The organism is Thiomonas bhubaneswarensis, from assembly GCF_001418255.1.
GTDB lineage: Bacteria > Pseudomonadota > Gammaproteobacteria > Burkholderiales > Burkholderiaceae_C > Thiomonas > Thiomonas bhubaneswarensis.
In genome coordinates this window covers 226,502-244,415 of the sequence record NZ_LIPV01000001.1, presented here as the reverse complement: position 1 = coordinate 244,415, position 17,914 = coordinate 226,502, and the positions used below count along the sequence as shown (strand labels likewise).

General features: G+C 68.2%; 21 protein-coding genes. 18 read left to right on the top strand and 3 right to left on the bottom strand.

Annotation, left to right across the window (positions count from 1 at the left end; all coding sequences use genetic code 11):
* Nucleotides 1-18 precede the first annotated feature (18 nt).
* The 16 genes from ASC45_RS01205 (at nt 19) to ASC45_RS01130 (ending at nt 13,258) form a co-directional block, all read left to right on the top strand.
* Nucleotides 19-330 (top strand): type II toxin-antitoxin system VapB family antitoxin, encoded by a 312-nt coding sequence (locus ASC45_RS01205; protein WP_055449470.1) that lies wholly within the window; start codon nt 19-21, stop codon nt 328-330.
* Entirely contained in the window at nt 327-728 is a 402-nt protein-coding gene (vapC, locus tag ASC45_RS01200; protein ID WP_055449199.1) for a type II toxin-antitoxin system VapC family toxin, read from the top strand. Before ASC45_RS01205 ends, vapC begins: the two co-directional genes overlap by 4 nt.
* On the top strand, nt 716-1,249 hold the full coding sequence (locus ASC45_RS01195; RefSeq protein ID WP_174514690.1) for a DinB family protein: 534 nt from the start codon (nt 716-718) through the stop codon (nt 1,247-1,249). The genes vapC and ASC45_RS01195 overlap by 13 nt, the downstream gene beginning before the upstream one ends.
* Complete coding sequence (locus tag ASC45_RS01190; protein ID WP_055449197.1) at nt 1,246-2,064, top strand: enoyl-CoA hydratase-related protein; 819 nt, start codon at nt 1,246-1,248, stop codon at nt 2,062-2,064. Before ASC45_RS01195 ends, ASC45_RS01190 begins: the two co-directional genes overlap by 4 nt.
* A complete protein-coding gene (gene bioB, locus ASC45_RS01185) occupies nt 2,061-3,086 on the top strand; it encodes a biotin synthase BioB (RefSeq protein WP_072242942.1) in 1,026 nt (341 codons plus the stop codon). Before ASC45_RS01190 ends, bioB begins: the two co-directional genes overlap by 4 nt.
* Nucleotides 3,083-3,754 carry a DUF4126 domain-containing protein gene (locus ASC45_RS01180; RefSeq protein ID WP_055449196.1) on the top strand — a complete coding sequence of 224 codons (672 nt, stop codon included), beginning with the start codon at nt 3,083-3,085 and terminating at the stop codon, nt 3,752-3,754. Before bioB ends, ASC45_RS01180 begins: the two co-directional genes overlap by 4 nt.
* A gap of 152 nt (nt 3,755-3,906) precedes the next feature.
* Nucleotides 3,907-5,973 carry an acetyl/propionyl/methylcrotonyl-CoA carboxylase subunit alpha gene (locus ASC45_RS01175; RefSeq protein WP_055449195.1) on the top strand — a complete coding sequence of 689 codons (2,067 nt, stop codon included), beginning with the start codon at nt 3,907-3,909 and terminating at the stop codon, nt 5,971-5,973.
* Nucleotides 5,970-6,914 carry a 2-hydroxyacid dehydrogenase gene (locus tag ASC45_RS01170; RefSeq protein ID WP_055449194.1) on the top strand — a complete coding sequence of 315 codons (945 nt, stop codon included), beginning with the start codon at nt 5,970-5,972 and terminating at the stop codon, nt 6,912-6,914. Before ASC45_RS01175 ends, ASC45_RS01170 begins: the two co-directional genes overlap by 4 nt.
* Before the next feature lie 14 nt (nt 6,915-6,928).
* Entirely contained in the window at nt 6,929-7,882 is a 954-nt protein-coding gene (locus tag ASC45_RS01165; RefSeq protein ID WP_055449193.1) for a hydroxymethylglutaryl-CoA lyase, read from the top strand.
* Between the two features lie 8 nt (nt 7,883-7,890).
* A complete protein-coding gene (locus tag ASC45_RS01160) occupies nt 7,891-8,388 on the top strand; it encodes a YbaK/EbsC family protein (RefSeq protein ID WP_055449192.1) in 498 nt (165 codons plus the stop codon).
* A 2-nt stretch (nt 8,389-8,390) separates the two neighbouring features.
* A complete protein-coding gene (locus ASC45_RS01155) occupies nt 8,391-8,603 on the top strand; it encodes a DUF1289 domain-containing protein (RefSeq protein ID WP_055449191.1) in 213 nt (70 codons plus the stop codon).
* A gap of 138 nt (nt 8,604-8,741) precedes the next feature.
* Entirely contained in the window at nt 8,742-9,752 is a 1,011-nt protein-coding gene (gene dusB / locus ASC45_RS01150; protein WP_055449469.1) for a tRNA dihydrouridine synthase DusB, read from the top strand.
* A gap of 16 nt (nt 9,753-9,768) precedes the next feature.
* Nucleotides 9,769-10,014: a helix-turn-helix domain-containing protein gene (locus tag ASC45_RS01145; protein WP_055449190.1), complete on the top strand. Its 246-nt coding sequence runs from the start codon at nt 9,769-9,771 to the stop codon at nt 10,012-10,014.
* A 31-nt stretch (nt 10,015-10,045) separates the two neighbouring features.
* Nucleotides 10,046-11,596, top strand: coding sequence for a bifunctional phosphoribosylaminoimidazolecarboxamide formyltransferase/IMP cyclohydrolase (gene purH / locus ASC45_RS01140; protein WP_055449189.1), 1,551 nt, complete (start codon nt 10,046-10,048; stop codon nt 11,594-11,596).
* A 202-nt stretch (nt 11,597-11,798) separates the two neighbouring features.
* A complete protein-coding gene (locus ASC45_RS01135; RefSeq protein WP_055449188.1) occupies nt 11,799-12,878 on the top strand; it encodes a helix-turn-helix transcriptional regulator in 1,080 nt (359 codons plus the stop codon).
* Between the two features lie 77 nt (nt 12,879-12,955).
* Nucleotides 12,956-13,258 carry a hypothetical protein gene (locus ASC45_RS01130; RefSeq protein WP_141655700.1) on the top strand — a complete coding sequence of 101 codons (303 nt, stop codon included), beginning with the start codon at nt 12,956-12,958 and terminating at the stop codon, nt 13,256-13,258.
* 205 nt (nt 13,259-13,463) lie between these two features.
* Here ASC45_RS01130 and ASC45_RS01125 read toward each other — a convergent pair whose 3' ends face one another.
* Genes ASC45_RS01125 through ASC45_RS01115 form a run of 3 tightly spaced genes read right to left on the bottom strand, consistent with a single transcriptional unit; the run spans nt 13,464 to nt 15,884 of the window.
* Nucleotides 13,464-13,868 carry a hypothetical protein gene (locus ASC45_RS01125; RefSeq protein ID WP_055449186.1) on the bottom strand — a complete coding sequence of 135 codons (405 nt, stop codon included), beginning with the start codon at nt 13,866-13,868 and terminating at the stop codon, nt 13,464-13,466.
* Nucleotides 13,869-13,892: 24 nt separating this feature from the next.
* Complete coding sequence (locus tag ASC45_RS01120) at nt 13,893-14,255, bottom strand: hypothetical protein (RefSeq protein WP_055449185.1); 363 nt, start codon at nt 14,253-14,255, stop codon at nt 13,893-13,895.
* A 15-nt stretch (nt 14,256-14,270) separates the two neighbouring features.
* Entirely contained in the window at nt 14,271-15,884 is a 1,614-nt protein-coding gene (locus ASC45_RS01115; RefSeq protein WP_055449184.1) for a hypothetical protein, read from the bottom strand.
* A gap of 177 nt (nt 15,885-16,061) precedes the next feature.
* Between ASC45_RS01115 and ruvC the strand changes: the two genes are divergently transcribed.
* Complete coding sequence (ruvC, locus tag ASC45_RS01110; protein WP_055449183.1) at nt 16,062-16,649, top strand: crossover junction endodeoxyribonuclease RuvC; 588 nt, start codon at nt 16,062-16,064, stop codon at nt 16,647-16,649.
* Nucleotides 16,650-16,753: 104 nt separating this feature from the next.
* A complete protein-coding gene (locus ASC45_RS01105) occupies nt 16,754-17,902 on the top strand; it encodes a branched-chain amino acid ABC transporter substrate-binding protein (RefSeq protein ID WP_055449182.1) in 1,149 nt (382 codons plus the stop codon).
* Nucleotides 17,903-17,914: the final 12 nt, after the last annotated feature.

Genomic DNA, 17,914 nt, shown 5'->3' with positions numbered 1-17,914 from the left:
ACATTCGAGAGGCTGATCATGCGAACCAATATCGACATCGACGATGCCTTGATGGCCGCGGCCATGGAAGCTGGCGGTTTCAAGACCAAGAAAGAGGCGGTGGAGGAAGGCTTGCGCTTGTTGCGCCGTCGCAAGGTGTACGAGGGCTTGCTGGCCTTGCGCGGCCAGTTGCAGTGGGACGACTCCGACGCGGCATGGGCGGCAGCGCGCGTCGAGCAAGACGCGGCATCCTTGCAGCTTGCCATGCCGGGTGCGGCCTACGCTTCCACGGCAGGAAAACGCGCGTCCAAGACCGCAAGTCGGCGCCGCGTCAAATCATCTTCCAAATGATTCTGGTGGACTCCAGCGTGTGGATCGACTTTTTCCGCGGCGAACGCGCAGGCGCCAGTGGGGCGCTGGCGCGCTGCCTGGGCGATTCGAGCGTCGAGGTCGGCATGGCTGATCTGGTGCTGTTCGAGGTGCTGCGCGGCTTTCGCCCCGGGCGCGCTGCCGACGCCGCCGAACAGCTCATGCGTGCGCTGCCGCAGGTCAGCCTCGGCGGCGAGGATCAGGCGGTGCAGGCCGCGCATCTGTATCGCCGCCTGCGCCTGCAAGGCCGCAGCGTGCGCAGCCCGGTCGATGTGCTGCTGGCCAGTTTCTGCATGGCGCAGGGTCACACCCTGCTGCATCGCGATGCCGACTTCGAGGCCTTCAAAATGGTGGGAGACATTGACACATGGCCGCAATGAATCCCATCCATCCACTCGGCGACTACTTCGCCACCCTCGCCCGCTACCACGTCTGGGCCACGAGGCGGCTGCTCGACGCGCACATCGCGCCACTGCCGGAAGCCGACTATCGGCGCGACTGCGGGCTGTTCTTCAAGAGCATCCACGGCACCCTCAACCACCTGCTGGTGGGCGAGGGTCTGTTGTGGCAGCGCCGTTTCGTCGATGGCGTCTCGCCCGCGGGGCTGGCGCTCGACGACGAGGCCGAGCCCGACCGCGCCCGGCTGGCGCAGCGTCTGCTCGCCACCGCGCAGGCCTGGCAGCCCTACATCGCCGCCTTGCCGCCCGAGCGCTTCGATGCGCCTTTGCGCTACGCCACCAGCAAGGGCGAGCCGACGACCACGCCCTTCGCTGCCACGCTGGCGCATGTGTTCAACCATGCCACGCATCACCGCGGCCAGATCACCGCGGCGCTCACCGCCATGGGCCATCCGTCCCCGGTGCTCGACCTGATCTACATGCTGCGCGAGGAGCAGGCATGAACCCGACCGCCGCTTCCGTGCACCTGGAGCGCTTTGGTGCCATCGCCACCGTCACTCTCAACCGCCCCGAGGTGCGCAACGCCTTCGACGCCGCCACCATCGCCGCGCTGCATGCTGCCTTCACCGCGCTGGGCGGCGAGACGCAGGTGCGCGTCATCGTGCTCGCCGCGCAGGGCCCTGCGTTCTGCGCCGGGGCCGATCTGCGCTACATGCAGCAGCTCGCCGGTTTCACCGACGCGCAGAACCGCGACGATGCGATGCACCTGGCCCGCATGCTGCGCGCCGTGGCCGAATGCCCCAAGCCGGTGATCGCGAGGGTGCAGGGCGACGCTTTCGCCGGGGGCTTGGGGCTGGTGGCCGCTTGCGATCTGGCCGTGGCCGTGCGCGGCGCGCGGTTTTGTCTGAGCGAAGTCAAGCTCGGCCTGATACCGGCCACCATCATGCCGCATGTGCTGCGTGCCATCGGCGAACGCGCGGCGCAGCGCTACACCCTCACCGCCGAGGTGTTCGACGCCGAGCGCGCCGTGGCCATCGGCCTGCTGCATGCCGTGGCCGCAGACGCGGCAGCGCTCGATGCCCAGGTCGCAGCGTGGACGCAGGCCCTGCTGGCGGCGTCTCCGCAGGCGCTGGCCGCGGCCAAGCGCCTGCTGGCCGACGTGGCGCATCGCCCCTTGAGCGAAGCCTTGCTCGCCGACACGGCCGAGCGCATCGCCGAGGCCCGCGCCAGCGCCGACGGGCGCGAGGGCATCGCCGCCTTTCTCGCCAAACGCCAACCGGACTGGGTCGAATCCGGCCCCAACCGAACCGCACTATGAACAACTCCAAACCTTCCGAACCCTGGACCCGCGAGCGCATCCTCGCCCTGCTCGACCTGCCCCTGCCCGACCTGCTGTGGCAGGCGCAGCAGGTGCACCGCGCCCACTTCGACCCCACCGAGATCCAGCTTTCCTCGCTGCTGTCGATCAAGACCGGCGGCTGCGCCGAAGACTGCGGCTATTGCCCGCAGTCGGCGCATCACGATGTCGGCCTGAAGGCGGGCAAGCTGATGGATGTCGACCTCGTGCTGGCCAACGCCCGCGCCGCCAAACAGGCAGGTGCGGCGCGCTTCTGCATGGGCGCAGCCTGGCGCGAGCCGAAAGACCGCGACCTCGACGCCGTGGCGGCGGTGGTCGAGGGCGTCAAGGCGCTCGGGCTTGAAACCTGCATGACCCTGGGCATGCTGCGGCCCGAGCAGGCACGGCGCCTGGCCGAGGCCGGGCTCGACTACTACAACCACAACCTCGACACCTCGCCCGAGTTCTACGGCGAGATCATCACCACCCGCACCTATCAGGAGCGCCTGGACACCCTGCACCATGTGCGCGAAGCTGGCATGAAAGTGTGCTGCGGCGGCATCGTCGGCATGGGCGAGGGCCGGGCCGAGCGCGCCGGTCTGCTGGCCGAACTCGCCAATCTCGACCCCTATCCCGAATCGGTGCCGATCAACGCGCTGGTGCGGGTGGCGGGCACGCCGCTGGAACACGCCCCCGACCTCGATCCCTTCGAATTTGTGCGCACCGTGGCGGCGGCGCGCATCGTCATGCCGCGCGCCCGGGTGCGGTTGTCGGCCGGGCGGCGCGAACTCGGCGACGGCATTCAGGCGCTGTGCTTCCTCGCCGGGGCCAATTCCATCTTCTACGGCGACACCCTGCTGGTCACCGGCAACGCCGAGGTCGATGCCGACCGCGCCCTGTTCGCCCGTCTCGGGCTGCGCGCGGAAGGTCTGCCCGAAGTCCCCATGGCCGAGTCCGGCAGACCCGCAGCGCGCCGCACCGTGACCTTGCAGCGCACGCCATGAATCCACCCCATCTCGACACCCTGCAACTCCTGGCGCTGGCCGCCGCGCTGGGCTGGGCCAGCGGGCTGCGCGCCTTTCTGGTGATGTTCGCCGTCGGCGCCGCAGGCATGGCGGGGTGGGTGCAACTGCCCGCCGGTCTGCAGATGCTGGCCAGCCCGGTGGCCGTGGGCATCACCGGGTTTCTGGCCTTTCTCGAATTCGTCGGCGACAAGATTCCGGGGGTGGACAGCCTGCTCGACTTCATCTCCACCCTGCTGCGCATTCCGGCGGGTGCCGTGCTCGCGGCGAGCGTGTTCGGGCTCGATCACACCTTCGTCGCTGCGCTTGCAGCCGCCGCCGGTGGCAGCCTGGCCGCGGTGAGCCACGGCACCAAGCTGTCCACCCGCGCGGCCATCAACACCTCGCCCGAGCCGTTCTCCAACGTGGGTGCCTCGTTCGGCGAAGACGCGTTGGTGCTGGGCGGGCTATGGCTGGCGTGGCTGCACCCGGTGCTGTTTTTCATCGCCCTGGCGCTGGTGCTGGTGGTCATGGTCTGGCTGGCGCGCAAGAGCTTTCACTTCGTGCGCGGGCTGCTCGGGCGCATGGTGCGCATGTTCAGCGGCAGGCCTGAGCCCGAGCCCAAGTCTGCGCCGGGCGTCACCGACGTGCCGTATCGCGACAAGACCTGATGGGGAGCTTATCGTGTTCTCGAAAGTCCTGATCGCCAACCGCGGGGACCAGTCCCGGCAAAGCCGGGACGCAGCGGCGCAGCCAAATCGACTGCAGGCGCGCAGCGCCGTAGCAGGCGATCTCGCCGCCGCGCGGCAAGGGGAGGTCTGAAGTGTTCTCGAAAGTCCTGATCGCCAACCGCGGCGAGATCGCCTGCCGCGTGGCCGCCACCTGCCGCTGCCTGGGCATACGCACCGTGGCGGTGTATTCCGAGGCCGATGCGCAGTCCGCGCATGTGGCGGCTTGCGACGAGGCGGTGTGCATCGGCGCTGCCGAGGCGGCGCAAAGCTATTTGCGTGGTGATCGCATTCTGCAGGCAGCCCGTGATACCGGCGCGCAGGCCGTTCACCCGGGCTATGGCTTTCTGAGCGAGAACGCGGGCTTTGCGCGGCAATGCGCCGAGGCGGGCGTGGTGTTCATCGGCCCGCCGCCCGAAGCCATGCGGGCGATGGGCCTCAAGGCCGAATCCAAGCGCCTGATGCAGGCCGCGGGCGTGCCGCTGGTGCCCGGCTATCACGGCGCATCGCAGGACGCCGCGTTGCTCAAGGCCGAGGCCGAGCGCATCGGTTTTCCGGTGCTGATCAAGGCCAGCGCAGGCGGCGGCGGCAAGGGCATGCGCGAGGTGCACGACGCGCAGGCTTTCGACGAGGCGCTGGCCTCCTGCCGCCGCGAGGCGCAGAGCAGTTTCGGCAACGATGCCGTGCTCATTGAGAGGCTGGTGCGTAACCCGCGCCATATCGAGATCCAGGTGTTCGCCGACACGCACGGCCATTGCCTGTGGCTGTTCGAACGCGACTGCTCGATGCAACGCCGCCATCAGAAGGTCATCGAAGAGGCGCCAGCGCCCGGCCTGCCCGAGGCCCTCAGGCGCGAGATGGGCGAGGCCGCGGTCGCGGCTGCGCGTGCCGTGGGCTATGTCGGTGCGGGCACGGTGGAATTCATCGTCGAATGCAACGACGAGGGCGCTCCGCAGAAGTTCTATTTCATGGAGATGAACACCCGGCTGCAGGTCGAGCATCCGGTGACCGAACTCATCACCGGGCTCGATCTCGTCGAATGGCAGTTGCGCGTGGCCGCAGGCCAGCCCTTGCCCATCGGCCAGGACGAGGTGCGCAACCAAGGCCACGCCATCGAGGCCCGCATCTACGCCGAACATCCCGAGGCGGGTTTTCTGCCCTCCACCGGCCGGTTGCGGCGACTGGCGCTGCCCCTGCATGCGGCGTTCGGTTCAGTTTCTCTCAACGGTATACGCATCGACAGCGGGGTGCGCGAAGGCGACGCCATCACCCCGTACTACGACCCGATGATCGCCAAGCTCATCGCCTGGGGCGAAACCCGCGAGCAGGCCCGCCTGCGGCTGCGCCAGGCGCTCGAGGCCACGCACATCGCCGGGCCGCAGACCAACGTGCAGTTTCTCCATCGTCTGCTGGACGACCCAGCCTTTGCCGCGGGCAAGGTCGATACCGGGCTGATCGCGCGCCATCAGCAGGCGCTGCTGGCGCCGTCCTCCCTGCCTGCATCGATGGCCTGCGCTGCCGCCATCGGCGCCCTGCTCGAAGCCGAACGCGCGCAGCAGACCGCCGATCCCTGGTCGGCCTGCGACGGCTTCACCAACGGCGTGCTGCCGCCGCGCGCGCTGCGCTTCGACAGCCCCTGGGGACCGCTGCACTGCGTGCTGTGGTCGCCGTCGTCGGGCCAACCCTTGCGCCTGCAGACGCCCGGCGCGGTGCAGCCCCTGCCCTTCGCCTGCTCCGCTCGCGCCATGCGGGTCGATGACGCCACGCAGGCGTTCTCGCTGGTGCTCACCCTGGGTGCCAAGCGCACGCAGATGGAGGTCGTCTGTCTCGATGCGATGACCTATCAGGTGTTCTCGGATGGCGAGCAGGCCGTGCTGCATCGGCTCGGCCCCGATCTGGGTGATGCCGTGGGCGACACCGCTGGCGGCCGCCTGACCGCGCCCATGCCCGGCAAGATCATCGCCCTGCATGTGCAGGCTGGCCACATGGTGCAGGCCGGGGCGCCGCTGCTGGCGCTCGAAGCCATGAAAATGGAACACACCCTGGGCGCGCCCGCGGCAGGTCGGGTCAGCGAGCTGCTCGTCGCGGTGGGCGATCAGGTGAGCGAGGGGGCCGAGCTGCTGCGCATCGAAGCCTCGCAAGAGCAAGGAGCAACGGCATGAGACTGGCCGTCTGGGACCCGGACGAGCCTTTTCGCCGCTGGCGCGACGCGCTGATGCAGCACGCCAAGGAAACCGGCCTGGCCATCGAGGTCATCGACGCCTGCGCCGACCCCGAGGCGCAGGCCGAGTTCGCCCTGGTCTGGCGGCCCGACCCTGACTGGCTCGCCGGGCAGATGGGGCTGCGCGCGGTGTTCAACCTCGGCGCCGGGGTGGACGCGATTGCGCCGCAACTGCACCGCCTGCACCCTGGCGTGCCGCTGATCCGGCTTGAAGACGCGGGCATGGGGCGGCAGATGGCCGACTATGTGGCCGAGGGCGTGCTGCACGCCTACCGCCGCATGACCGACTACGCCGAGCAGCAGGCGCAGCAACGCTGGGAGCCGTTGCCGCTGCCGCCGCGTTCGAGCTTCACCGTGGGCTTTCTCGGCCTGGGGCAGATGGGTGCCGCGGCCGCCCGCCGCGTGGCGGCGATGGATTTTCCCATCCACGCCTGCACCCGCAGCGGGCGATCCGACGCGGGCCTGGGCTGCCCTATCGTGCCGCTGGAGCGGCTCGATGCCTTTCTGGCGCAGACCCGGGCGCTGGTGGTGTTGCTTCCCCTCACCGCAGACACGCGCGGCCTGCTCGTTTACGCTGTTTTGAGCCTACTGCCCCAGGGGGCGCACCTCATCAACGCCAGCCGTGGCGCCGTCATCGACCAGGGCGACCTGCTGGAGTTGCTGCAGTCCGGCCATATCGCCAGCGCCCTGCTCGATGTGTTCGCCACCGAGCCCTTGCCCGCCGACGATGCGCTGTGGCGCCACCCGCGGGTGCGCGTCACCCCGCATGTCGCGGCGCAAACCCTGGTGGGGCCGTCGGCGGCGCAGATCATGCGCAAGATCGCAGCCATCGAGCGCGGCGAGCGACCCAGCGGCGTGGTGGACATGCGGCTGGGCTATTGAGGAGAGGAGGCATCATGACAAACAGCACCTTGCCCCGTTTCGTCGAAGTGGTCGAAGTCGGCCCGCGTGACGGGCTGCAGAACGAGGCCCGGCCCGTGCCGCTGGACATCAAGGTCGATCTCATCGACCGGCTGTCCGCGGCGGGGTTTGCCAACGTCGAGGCTGCGGCCTTCGTCTCGCCCAAATGGGTGCCGCAGATGGCCGACTCCGCCGCCGTCATGGCGCAGATCCGGCGGCGTCCCGGCACGGTGTATTCGGCGCTGGTGCCCAATATGAAAGGCATGGAAGCCGCGCTGGCCGCAGGCGTGGGCGAAGTGGTGGTGTTCAGCGCCGCCAGCGAGGCCTTCGCGCAGAAGAACATCAACTGCTCCATCGCCGAATCCATTGAGCGCTTCCGCCCCGTGGCCGAAGCCGCGCGCGCCGCCGGGGTGAAGCTGCGCGGCAGCATTTCGGTGGCGTTGGGCTGCCCCTATCAGGGCGAGGTGGCGCCGTCTGCCGTGGCCGAGGTGGTGCGCCGCATGGCCGATCTGGGCTGCGACTCCATCGACATCGCCGACACCATAGGCGTGGGCACGCCCGTCCGGGTGCAGGCCGTGTTCGAGGCCAGCGCCGCGGTCTTTCCCATGCACAGGCTGGCCGGACATTTCCACGACACCTACGGCCAGGCGCTGGCCAACATCTACGCGGCGCTGCAGTTGGGCGTGGCCAGCTTTCATGCCTCCGTCGCCGGTCTGGGCGGCTGCCCCTATGCCCGGGGCGCCACCGGCAATGTCGCCACCGAGGACGTGCTCTACCTGCTGCAAGGCCTGGGGGTTGAGACCGGTGTCGATCTTCGCGCCGTGGTCGAGGCTGGCGACTTCATCACCCGCGCCATCGACCGCCCCAACAACAGCCGCGCGGGCAAGGCCCTGCTGTCCAAGTGGGCCGCCGAGCAGGGCGAAGCCCGGGGCGATGCTGTCTGCGCGTAAGTCAAACCATGCCAACCAGCGCCCTTTCATCTCTTTCTGACTCCGTACAGCGCGTGGTCGACGCCTTGGCGGCGCTGGACCATGCCGAGCAGCCCGTCATGCTCGACGATGCTGCCCGTACCGCGCAGCAGGCGGCCGACGCCCTGGGGGTTCAGCTCGGCCAGATCGCCAAGTCCATCGTGTTCCGCCATGCCGAAAGCAACAGAGCGGTGCTGGTGGTCTGCGCCGGCGACCGCCGGGTGGACGAAAAAGCCGTGGCCGCGCAGGTGGGCAAGCTGGCGCGGGCCGATGCTGACTTCGTGCGCGCCGCCACTGGCTTTGCCATCGGCGGCGTCAGCCCGGTGGGCCATATCCAGCCGCCGCTGGCGCTGATCGACGACAGCCTGTGGCGCTTCGATCGCATCTGGGCCGCGGCAGGGCATCCGCATGCCGTGTTCGCGCTGCAGCCCGACGACCTGCCGCGCTGGCTCGGCACCGCGCCCGGCAACGTCACCAGGGCGCCCTGAGCATGACCGTGCCCTCGCCCTGCATCAACGTCTGCACCATGATTGAGGAGCGCGGGCTGTGCCGCGGCTGTTTGCGTACCCTCGACGAAATCGCGCGCTGGAGCAGCATGAGCGAGGAGGACAAGCTGCAGGTCTGGCGCCAGATCCGACTCCGGCAGGCGCAGACTGGCGGCGCTGCCGACGGCGACGGCGGGCAGCCCTCTGCTGCCGCATAGAATCACTCCCCTGCACAAAAAAGCGGCAGTCGCACTTCCGGGTGGTGGCTGCCTTGCGCACGCTTTTCCGCCATGACCCCATCCTCTGCCCTCGCCGAACCTGCGCCCTTTGCGGCGTTCGCGCGGCTGAGCGCGCCGCTGCGGCTCGGGCGGCATGAACTGCCCAACCGCGTGTTCGCCGCGCCCATGGCCGGCGTGACCGACCGGCCCTACCGGCGTCTCGCGCGGCAGCTCGGCGCGGGCTATTGCGTCAGCGAGATGGTGACCTCGCGCGCCGATCTGCGCGACACCCTCAAGACCTCTAGGCGCGCCAATCACGACGGCGAGGCCGCGCCCATCGCGGTGCAGATCGTCGGCACCGATCCCGAACAGATCGCCGAAGCCACCCGCTACAACCTGGAGCGTGGCGCCGACATCATCGACATCAACATGGGCTGCCCGGCGAAGAAAGTGTGCAACCGCTGGGCCGGTTCCGCGCTCATGCAGGACGAAGACCTCGCCGCGCGGCTGGTCGAGGCCGCGGTGGCGGCAGCCCGCCCGTTCGACGCGCCCGTCACGCTGAAAATGCGCGCCGGCTGGTGCGAGGCCGCGCGCAACGCGCCGCGCATCGCCCGCAGGGCCGAAGCCGCAGGCGCCGCCATGCTGGTGGTGCACGGCCGCACCCGCGAGCAGGGCTACGGCGGCGAAGCCGAGTACGTCACCGTCGCCGAAGTGAAGCGCAGCGTGAGCATTCCGGTAGTGGCCAATGGCGACATCGACTCGCCGCAAAAGGCCGCCGCCGTGCTGCGGCAAAGCGGCGCCGACGCGGTGATGATCGGCCGCGCGGCCATGGGTCGGCCCTGGCTATTCGGCCAGATCGCCGCCTATCTGGCAGGCGGCAGCCTGCCTGCCGACCCCGCGCCCGCGCAGTGGCGCGACTGGCTGTTCGCCCACCTCGACGATCACTACGGCCTGTACGGCGAGGCCATCGGCGTGCGCACCGCGCGCAAGCATGTGGGCTGGTATGTGGCCACGCTGCCCGGCGGCGATCTGTTTCGCCGCCACTTCAACACCCTGCAGACCGCAGCCGAGCAACTCGCGGCGCTTCGCGTCTTCCTCAACCCCGGCATGCCGTCTGCCGCGCAGCCCGCTGCGCCGTTGGCCGCCTGAAACTCAGCGTCCCACCATGTCCGCTGCTCCTCGCAAGACCACTCTCGAACAATGCGTCGTCGACAGCCTCGAGGCCTACTTCAACGACCTCGGCGGCTCCGAGCCGCATGGCATCCACACCATGGTGATGCAGGCGGTGGAAAAGCCGCTGCTGGCCACGGTGATGAAACACGCCGAGGGTAACCAGTCGCTGGCGGCGCGCTGGCTCGACATCAATCGCAACACCCTGCGCAAGAAGCTGGCCGAACACAAGCTCCTCTGATGCGCTTCCCTTTCCATTTTTCGAGACTTCCATGCAAGCCCTGATCTCCGTTTCCGACAAAACCGGCGTGCTCGACTTTGCCCGCGATCTGCACGCCTTGGGCGTGCGCCTGCTGTCCACCGGCGGCACCGCCAAGCTGTTGCAGGGCGCCGGTCTGCCAGTGACCGAGGTGGCCGACTACACCGGCTTTCCCGAAATGCTCGACGGGCGGGTGAAGACCCTGCACCCCAAGGTGCACGCTGGGCTGCTGGCGCGACGCGACTTGCCCGAGCATGTGGCCCAGACCGAGGCGCATGGCCTCCCGGCGATCGACATCCTCTGCGTCAACCTCTACCCCTTCGAGGCCACGGTGGCCAAGCCGCACACCCTGGAAGACGCCATCGAGAACATCGACATCGGCGGCCCGGCCATGGTGCGCTCGGGGGCGAAGAACTATCACCACGTCGCCGTGGTCACCGACCCGGCCGACTACGGCGTGGTGGTGGCCGAACTGCGCGCGGCGGGCAAGGTGAGCGACGCCACGCGCTTTCGCCTGTCGGTGGCGGCGTTCAACCGCATCGCCCAGTACGACGCGGCGATTTCCAACTACCTCTCGGCGCTGCAGCCAGGTGGCACACGAGGCGCCTTCCCGGGCCAGCTCAACCTCGCCTTCATCAAGCAGCAGGACTTGCGCTACGGCGAGAACCCGCACCAGAGCGCGGCGTTCTATGTGGAACGCGGTGCGCGCGAGGCCAGCATCGCCACCGCCCGGCAACTCCAGGGCAAGGAGCTTTCGTACAACAACATCGCCGACGCCGACGCCGCGCTGGAATGCGTCAAGCAGTTCGACGCCGCGCCTGCCTGCGTCATCGTCAAGCACGCCAACCCCTGCGGCGTGGCCTACGGCGCCAGCCTGCTGCAAGCCTACGACCGTGCCTACGCCACCGACACCGAGTCGGCCTTCGGCGGCATCATCGCCTTCAACGGCGAGCTGGACGCGGCCACGGCCAGGGCAATCGTCGAGCGGCAGTTCGTCGAGGTCATCATCGCGCCCAGCGTGTCGCAGGAGGCCATCGACATCTGCGCCGCGAAAAAGAACGTGCGGCTGCTGAGCACCGGCGCCTGGCCCGCGCAGCCGGGTCAGCGGCTGGACTTCAAACGCGTCACCGGCGGCCTGCTGGTGCAGGACGCCGACCTGCTGCTGTCGGGCGACATCCAGGTGGTGAGCCAGCGCCAGCCGTCCGAAGATGAAATGCGCGACCTGCTGTTCGCCTGGCGGGTGGCCAAGTTCGTCAAGTCCAACGCCATCGTCTACGCCAAAGACAACGCCACCATCGGCGTTGGCGCGGGGCAGATGAGCCGGGTCAACTCCGCGCGCATCGCCGCCATCAAGGCCGAGCACGCGGGTCTGCCGGTGGCCGGGGCCGTCATGGCCTCCGACGCCTTCTTCCCCTTCCGCGACGGCATCGACAACGCCGCCCAGGCGGGCATCACCGCGGTCATCCACCCCGGCGGCTCGATGCGCGATGCCGAGGTCATCGCCGCCGCCGACGAACGCGGCATGGCCATGGTGCTCACCGGCATGCGGCATTTCCGGCACTGAGCTTCGGCAGGAACTGCGGGTTATTCGCTAGCCGGAATGCGGGATGCATCCGGCAGCGGGCGTCTGACTAAAATCAACGCCCACAGATACGACGCATCGCATCCGGGGTGGGTCAGCCCCCTGACGTTGCGCGCCGAGCCGCACGCTCCCCTTCATCGCAGCCCTTGCCGCCGCAGTGCGCGCGAGGAAGACGGGGTGCGTCATGGACATTTGCGTGGAGCGAGAGGTGCGCGAGGCCGCCGAAGCCGTGGGCGCGGGCACGGCGGACTGGGACGCGCTGCTCGGCACTTGGCGCCGCGCCGTAGGTGCCGAATGCGCCACCTTCCTCGCCTGGGACAAGACCGCGGGCGAACTCCAAGGCTACGCCGCCGTCGACCTGCTAATTCCAGCGGGGTTGGCTGCGTATGTCAGTCACTTCCAGTCGATGGACCCCATGTTGCCCATCGGCCTGCAGCGTCCGCGGGGCGCGTGGGTGGACAGCGGCGCCGACATCGCCACCAAAGTCTGGCGCGCCGGGCCTTACTACGCCGACCTGATGCGCCCGCTGCGCATCGAGCACACCTTCACCCTCAGCCTTGCCAACGACGCGCAGCACATCGCCTCGGTCAGCCTGCATTTCGACCACCAGGCCGACGGCGCACGTCTGGCGCAAGAGTTAGAGCCGCTGCGCGAGTCGCTGATAGCGGCGTTTCGCGCCAGGGTGCGCGCAGCCCAGGCCGAGTGGCACAGGCTCGATCTGCTGCTGTCCAGCGACACCGAGGGTTGGCTGCTGATCGACCCCGCGCTGCGGGTGCGACACGTGGGCGAGGCCGCATCCCGGCTGCTGTGCGGCGATGCCGCGCTGCATCTCGCGGACGGTCGTCTCCAGCCCCGGCACGCCTTGCTGGCATGCTGCCTGACGCAGGCCGTCGCCAGGGCGCAGGCCGAGCGGACACCGCAGACCCTGCATTGCGCGGCCGGTTGGGGACGGGTGCTGCGGCTGGCGCTGACCCCCGCGCCCGAACACCTGCGGCTGTTCCATGCGCCCTTGCTGCTGCTGCGCGTGCAACTGCTCGACGCCGCGCGCCTGCCCGAAGTGGACGCGCTGCGTTCGGTGTACGGCCTGACGGCCGCCGAAGCCCGGCTGGTGCGCGAACTGGTGGCGGGGCACTCGACGGACGACTGCGCCTGCCTGTTCGCCGTGTCGCGCAACACCCTGCGCAACCAGCTTGCCAGCGTGTTCCGCAAGATGAACTGCGCCCGCCAATCGGAGGTGGTGCGGCTGGCGGCGCTGTTGAGCTGATGCACGAGTGGTGGATTGACGCAGCCTGCGGCAAGGGTAACGATGCATTCACAAACTGCTGAAACGGGGAGGACAACATGAAGCCTATTGCTGCTGTTCTCGGTGGCGTTGCGCTTTGCGCCGCCTGTCTGGCGTCGGTGCCCGCAGGAGCGCAGAGCGCCTCGTCGCGGGCGGAAGATGCCATGGATCAAATCCTGTTCGACCAGAACGCGAGCGACTTCGTGGTGTACCGGATCGTCAACTTCGGCTATATCGAAGTGACCTTTCCGAGCAATACGCCGCGCGACGTCGCCAACCGCATTCTGGACGCGGCGCGCAAGAGCCCGAACATCAGCGGGGTCCGCGAGAATTTCCGTGGCGCCGCGTGCTCGCGGTTCTGACAACCGCACGCGCTGCCCCTCTGCCAGTGGGGCGTGCGCAAGCTTGGGCGACATCACCGAGGGATGTCTGGCGACGCGGACGGGCTGTTCCGGCTGCATGCGAACGGCAGCCCGAACAGCGCATTCGCATGCCGATCACGAAGGAGCGCCATCAGCCGAGGAGTCCGTCTGATGGCGAGGAGTCGATGAGGCACGGCCCATCCGCTCACTGCACCCGCAGTTCCATACTGGGCGAGCCGTCCGCGTGAATGGTGCGGTAGACCTCGCCGTCACGCTGCACGGTGTTGCATTGCTCCTGGCCGCTTTTGTACTTGGCCCATGTCACGCAGTAGCCGGTGTTCGACAGATGCCAGCGCCCGGCATCGGTCCAGTTGCCCTTGTTTGTGTGCACGTCGAGTTCCATCGAGCCATCCGGTTTGAACTGCAGGACGACAGGCCAACTCGGTTTGTCTTCGCCGAGATGGTTGCGGCCGACCAGGACTTTGCCGACGAGTTGCTCGGATAACTGTTGCGGGGTGAGCGTGTCGGCTGCCTGGGCTCCGCCGGATGCAAGCGTCAGGCCTATGGCGAGTCCGGCGAAGGCGGTGGGAAAGCGTTCGAAGATGCACATGATCGGTCTCCTTGCGGTTCGTTTTCACTCGGGCCGGAACTGGGCACTCAGCTTGCCGTCGATGAAAGTCTGGTAGCTCTCGCCGTCGCGCTGGGCGGTGAGGCAGCGTTCCTTGCCGCCGCGCAGATGCGTCCAGGTGAGGCAGTAGCCGGTGTCCGACAGGCGCCAGTGCCCGGTGTCCTGCAGCTTGCCCACATGGATTTCGGCGCTGCCGTCGGTGTTGAAGCGCACGGTCAGCGGTTCACCCTCGGCCGTCTTGCCGACCATGGTCTTGCTCATCCAGAGGTCGGCGATCTGCTGCGGCGCGAGCGTATCGGCGGCCTGGGTCGTGCCTAAAGCAAGCAGTCCGAAGGAGACGCCAAGAAGTTTCTGTGTGCAGGTGTTCATGATGTGTTCTCCGATTCAGTTGGGGTTCGTCGGCACGGTGATGCCGAGCTGCGCCGCGATGGGGGTGAAGGCGACGTCGTTGAGGCGGGTTGTGGTGGTCGTGCTGGGCTTGTTCTGATAGCCGAACCACACTTGCCCGCCGGTTTCCGCAAAAACCCGCACGAAGCTCATGCCGTCGGCCTGCGCGGGCAGGCCGCTGAAGGTCAGCAGCGGGGTCTGGCCGTCGGCGCCGGTGGCGCGGGCATAGCTGCCGCTGCCGATCGCCAGGCAGTTGCCCGCCGTGGAGCCCGAGGGCCAGTTGAGGTCGCACAGCATCCACCGCGCCGTGTTGCCGCTGTCGAACTGCACACGCAGACGCTGCTGGGCAATCACGCAACTCGCGGCGCCGCCTGGGCAGGTGTAGGTGGATTGCAGGTTCCCCATGCCCAGCGTGTTGCCGCTGGTGAGGGTGGCCGAGGCCGGGAAGGCGGCAATTACCGCGTCCAGCGTGGTCAGGGCCGGGTTGCTGTATCCGGCGGCGGCGCTGCCGTCAGCCGGGTTGTAAATAACGGGGTTGACAAGCGCGAGCGAGCGCACCGTGCTTGCGGCGGCGCCATTGGGCAAGGTGCCCGCTAGAGAACCCGGCACGCCCGGCAGGGTAGCGAAGCTGTTCTGCGTGGTGTCATTGGCCAGAGCAACCGCGTCCGCCACGGACTTGCCGCTGAGGTCGGTCACCTGACGCAGATTGATGTAGACGTATCCTGCCGACAAGGTGGTTGAGGGGTTGCCCTTGGAGGTCGGATTGCCTGTCGTCGCGTTCAGGTCGACCCAGCCGGTCGAGGTTAGATACTGCGCCGTGCCGTAAAGGCTGGCAGCGCTCATCGGGCTGCCATACGACAGACCGCTGCGCACGTCGTAGAACACGCTGTGTCCATTGGACGCGCCGCCATAAAACACCCTCAGTCGGTAGTTGTTCGCATCCGCAAAGCCGAAGTAACGCACCGTGTAGCCGGTCTGCGCCTGGCCGGGATCGAGGTCGATGGTGGGCTGGGTGCCGCTTTGCAGCAGGGCCACCACATTGGGCGCATGGGCGGCGAGTATGGCCGCGTCGGTGCTCGGACTGCCGGCGTGGTAGTTCGTGTAAAGACTGGCCTGACCGACGGCGAGCTGGGTGGCGACCGCCGCCTCCGCCGCGATCTGACTCCCCGCTCCCTGATCGATCGCCACCTGCACCATGTGGGTGAAGGGACTGATGATGCCGGGCTTGTTCGCCGGGGCGCGCAGCACGAAGCCTGTGGCGAACGGCGTGCCGCCGTCGGTGGCGCCTGCGGGCACCACGGCGATCCACTCGGCGCCGGAGTTCTGCTGGTCGGCAGTCAGGCCGGCAATGGTGTAGTTGCCTTGCGCGTCGGTGGGCGCGGAGGCGGGTTCGCCGCTGTCGCATTGCTTGTTGGCGTTGAGATCAAGGCAGACCGTGGCGCCCTGAATGGGGCCGTCAAGCACCACGCCGCTGACGCTGTTGGCCGAAGGTGACGACGAACCGCCCCCGCCGCAGGCGGCGAGCGACAGAGCGAGTCCGCTGCACATGCCGCCCAGCAGGGCCAGGCTCAGGGGCGACAGTTGGGTACGTGGGGTGTTGCGGGATTTCATGGCTTTCCTCCGCGGGTTGTTATGGAGAACAAGCCTAGAAATGCGGGCCGCGGCTGCCCATGGTGCATTCGTACCAAGCCGTTCCCGCATTTGCAGGGGGAGGTCTAATGCAGCCTGGGCAGGCGATCGCGGGTGCGACGTGGTCTAAGCTCCGGGCTTTCGGTCACTCATCTCACCATGCGCATCCTCGGCATCGACCCCGGACTCAACACTACCGGCTACGGCGTGGTCGAGGCGCGCGGGCAGCGGCTGCACTATCAGGCCAGCGGCACCATCCGCATTCCGAAGGGCTCGCTGCCCGAGCGGCTGAAGACGCTGTTCGACGGCGTGAGCGAGGTGGCGCGGCAGGCGGCCGCCGACGTGGCGGTGGTGGAGATCGTGTTCGTCAACGTCAACCCGCAGTCCACTCTGCTGCTGGGGCAGGCCCGCGGGGCGGCCATTGCCGCGCTGGTGGCGCAGGGGCTGCCGGTGGTGGAATACACCGCGCTGCAACTGAAGAAATCCATCGTCGGCTATGGCCGCGCCAGCAAGTCGCAGATGCAGGAGATGGTGACGCGGCTGCTGGCCCTGCCCGGCCAGCCCGGCGCGGACGCGGCCGATGCACTCGGGCTGGCGATCTGCCACGCGCATGCCAAGCAGGGGCTGGCTGCTCTGCATCAGGCGACATCGCCTTCGAATGAGGGCAAGATCGACGTGTCCAGCGGCAAGCTCAGCGCCGCGCAACTGCGCGGCGTGCGGGTGCGCGGGGGGCGGCTGATCGGTTGACGGCAGGCTGCGGATGCGGATGCATCTGCTTACATGGCGTGTGCGGTTCTTGCTTGATGATCCGGGTTCGTTGTTTTCGGGCTGGATCTTTCAAGGAGAACCTCATGTCTGCATCGTTGCGATTCACGGGAATGTCTTTGGCGCTGTTCGCCGGTCTGGGGCTGTCGGCCCAGGCGGCCGAACCGCGCGTGGTCATCGGCGTGGCGGTGCCGCTGTCGGGCCCTCTGGCCGCCAGCGGGCAGGACGCGGTCAACGGCGTGCAGATGGCGCTGAACAAGCTCAATGACGAGCACGCCCGCATTGGTGGCAAGCCGGTGCACTGGGCCATGGACGCCGAAGACGATCAGGGCCTGCCCGACCAGGCCACGCTGGTGGCGCAAAAGCTGGTGGACGAGGGCGTGAACGGCGTCGTCGGCCACCAGACCTCGGGTTGTACCTTCCCGGCCGCGCGCATCTACGCCGCTGCAGGCATTCCGCAGATCACGCCGTCGTCCACCTCGCCAAAGATCGCCGAGCAGGGCTACAAGACCTTCTTTCGCATGATCGCCAACGACAACGCGCTGGGCGCCGGGCTGGCCGAGTATGCCCACGACACCCTGCATGTCCAGCGCGTGGCGGTGGTGGATGACCGCACCGCCTATGGCCAGGGGTTGGCCGACGTGTTTTCGGCCACGGCGAAGAAGCTGGGCATGGACGTGGTGGACCGCGAATACACCGATGACAAGGCCACCGACTTCTCCGCCATCCTCACCCGCATCAAGGCGCGCAATCCCCAGGTGATCTTCTATGGCGGCATGTACAGCCAGGCCGGCCCGATGCTGCGGCAGATGCGCCAGATTGGCATGACGGCGCGCCTGATGGGCGGCGACGGCATCTGCGCGCCCATCATGGCCAAGGTGTCGGGCGATGCGGTGAACGGCACCATCTGCGCCCAAGGCGGCGCGCCGCTGTCGGAACTGCCCAAGGGCAAGGCCTGGAAGGCGCGTTACGACGCCGAGTTCGGCGCGGCGGCCTTCCAGCTCTATTCGCCCAACGCCTATGACGCCGCCATGGTGCTGGCGCACGCCATGATGAAAGCGGGGTCGAGCAACCCGAAGGTCTATCTGCCCTTCATTCGCCACATCGACTACGACGGCGTGACCGACAGCGATATCCACTTCACCGCCACGGGCGAACTCGCCGACCCGAGCATCACCCTGTCGGAGTTCAAGGGCGGCGTCAAGGTGCCGCTGGCGGTGGAACAGGTGAGGTAGTGCAGCAGACAG

Bases quoted from the DNA above. Each gene is read 5' to 3' on its own strand.
- ASC45_RS01130 (WP_141655700.1), top strand. From the start codon at position 12,956: ATGAAGCCTATTGCTGCTGTTCTCGGTGGCGTTGCGCTTTGCGCCGCC.
- ASC45_RS01115 (WP_055449184.1), bottom strand. From the start codon at position 15,884: ATGAAATCCCGCAACACCCCACGTACCCAACTGTCGCCCCTGAGCCTG.
- ASC45_RS01105 (WP_055449182.1), top strand. From the start codon at position 16,754: ATGTCTGCATCGTTGCGATTCACGGGAATGTCTTTGGCGCTGTTCGCC.
- ASC45_RS01135 (WP_055449188.1), top strand. From the start codon at position 11,799: ATGGACATTTGCGTGGAGCGAGAGGTGCGCGAGGCCGCCGAAGCCGTG.
- ASC45_RS01120 (WP_055449185.1), bottom strand. From the start codon at position 14,255: ATGAACACCTGCACACAGAAACTTCTTGGCGTCTCCTTCGGACTGCTT.
- bioB (WP_072242942.1), top strand. From the start codon at position 2,061: ATGAACAACTCCAAACCTTCCGAACCCTGGACCCGCGAGCGCATCCTC.
- ruvC (WP_055449183.1), top strand. From the start codon at position 16,062: ATGCGCATCCTCGGCATCGACCCCGGACTCAACACTACCGGCTACGGC.
- ASC45_RS01160 (WP_055449192.1), top strand. From the start codon at position 7,891: ATGCCAACCAGCGCCCTTTCATCTCTTTCTGACTCCGTACAGCGCGTG.
- ASC45_RS01170 (WP_055449194.1), top strand. From the start codon at position 5,970: ATGAGACTGGCCGTCTGGGACCCGGACGAGCCTTTTCGCCGCTGGCGC.
- ASC45_RS01205 (WP_055449470.1), top strand. From the start codon at position 19: ATGCGAACCAATATCGACATCGACGATGCCTTGATGGCCGCGGCCATG.
- ASC45_RS01190 (WP_055449197.1), top strand. From the start codon at position 1,246: ATGAACCCGACCGCCGCTTCCGTGCACCTGGAGCGCTTTGGTGCCATC.
- ASC45_RS01125 (WP_055449186.1), bottom strand. From the start codon at position 13,868: ATGTGCATCTTCGAACGCTTTCCCACCGCCTTCGCCGGACTCGCCATA.
- purH (WP_055449189.1), top strand. From the start codon at position 10,046: ATGCAAGCCCTGATCTCCGTTTCCGACAAAACCGGCGTGCTCGACTTT.
- vapC (WP_055449199.1), top strand. From the start codon at position 327: ATGATTCTGGTGGACTCCAGCGTGTGGATCGACTTTTTCCGCGGCGAA.
- ASC45_RS01145 (WP_055449190.1), top strand. From the start codon at position 9,769: ATGTCCGCTGCTCCTCGCAAGACCACTCTCGAACAATGCGTCGTCGAC.
- ASC45_RS01165 (WP_055449193.1), top strand. From the start codon at position 6,929: ATGACAAACAGCACCTTGCCCCGTTTCGTCGAAGTGGTCGAAGTCGGC.
- ASC45_RS01195 (WP_174514690.1), top strand. From the start codon at position 716: ATGGCCGCAATGAATCCCATCCATCCACTCGGCGACTACTTCGCCACC.
- ASC45_RS01180 (WP_055449196.1), top strand. From the start codon at position 3,083: ATGAATCCACCCCATCTCGACACCCTGCAACTCCTGGCGCTGGCCGCC.
- ASC45_RS01155 (WP_055449191.1), top strand. From the start codon at position 8,391: ATGACCGTGCCCTCGCCCTGCATCAACGTCTGCACCATGATTGAGGAG.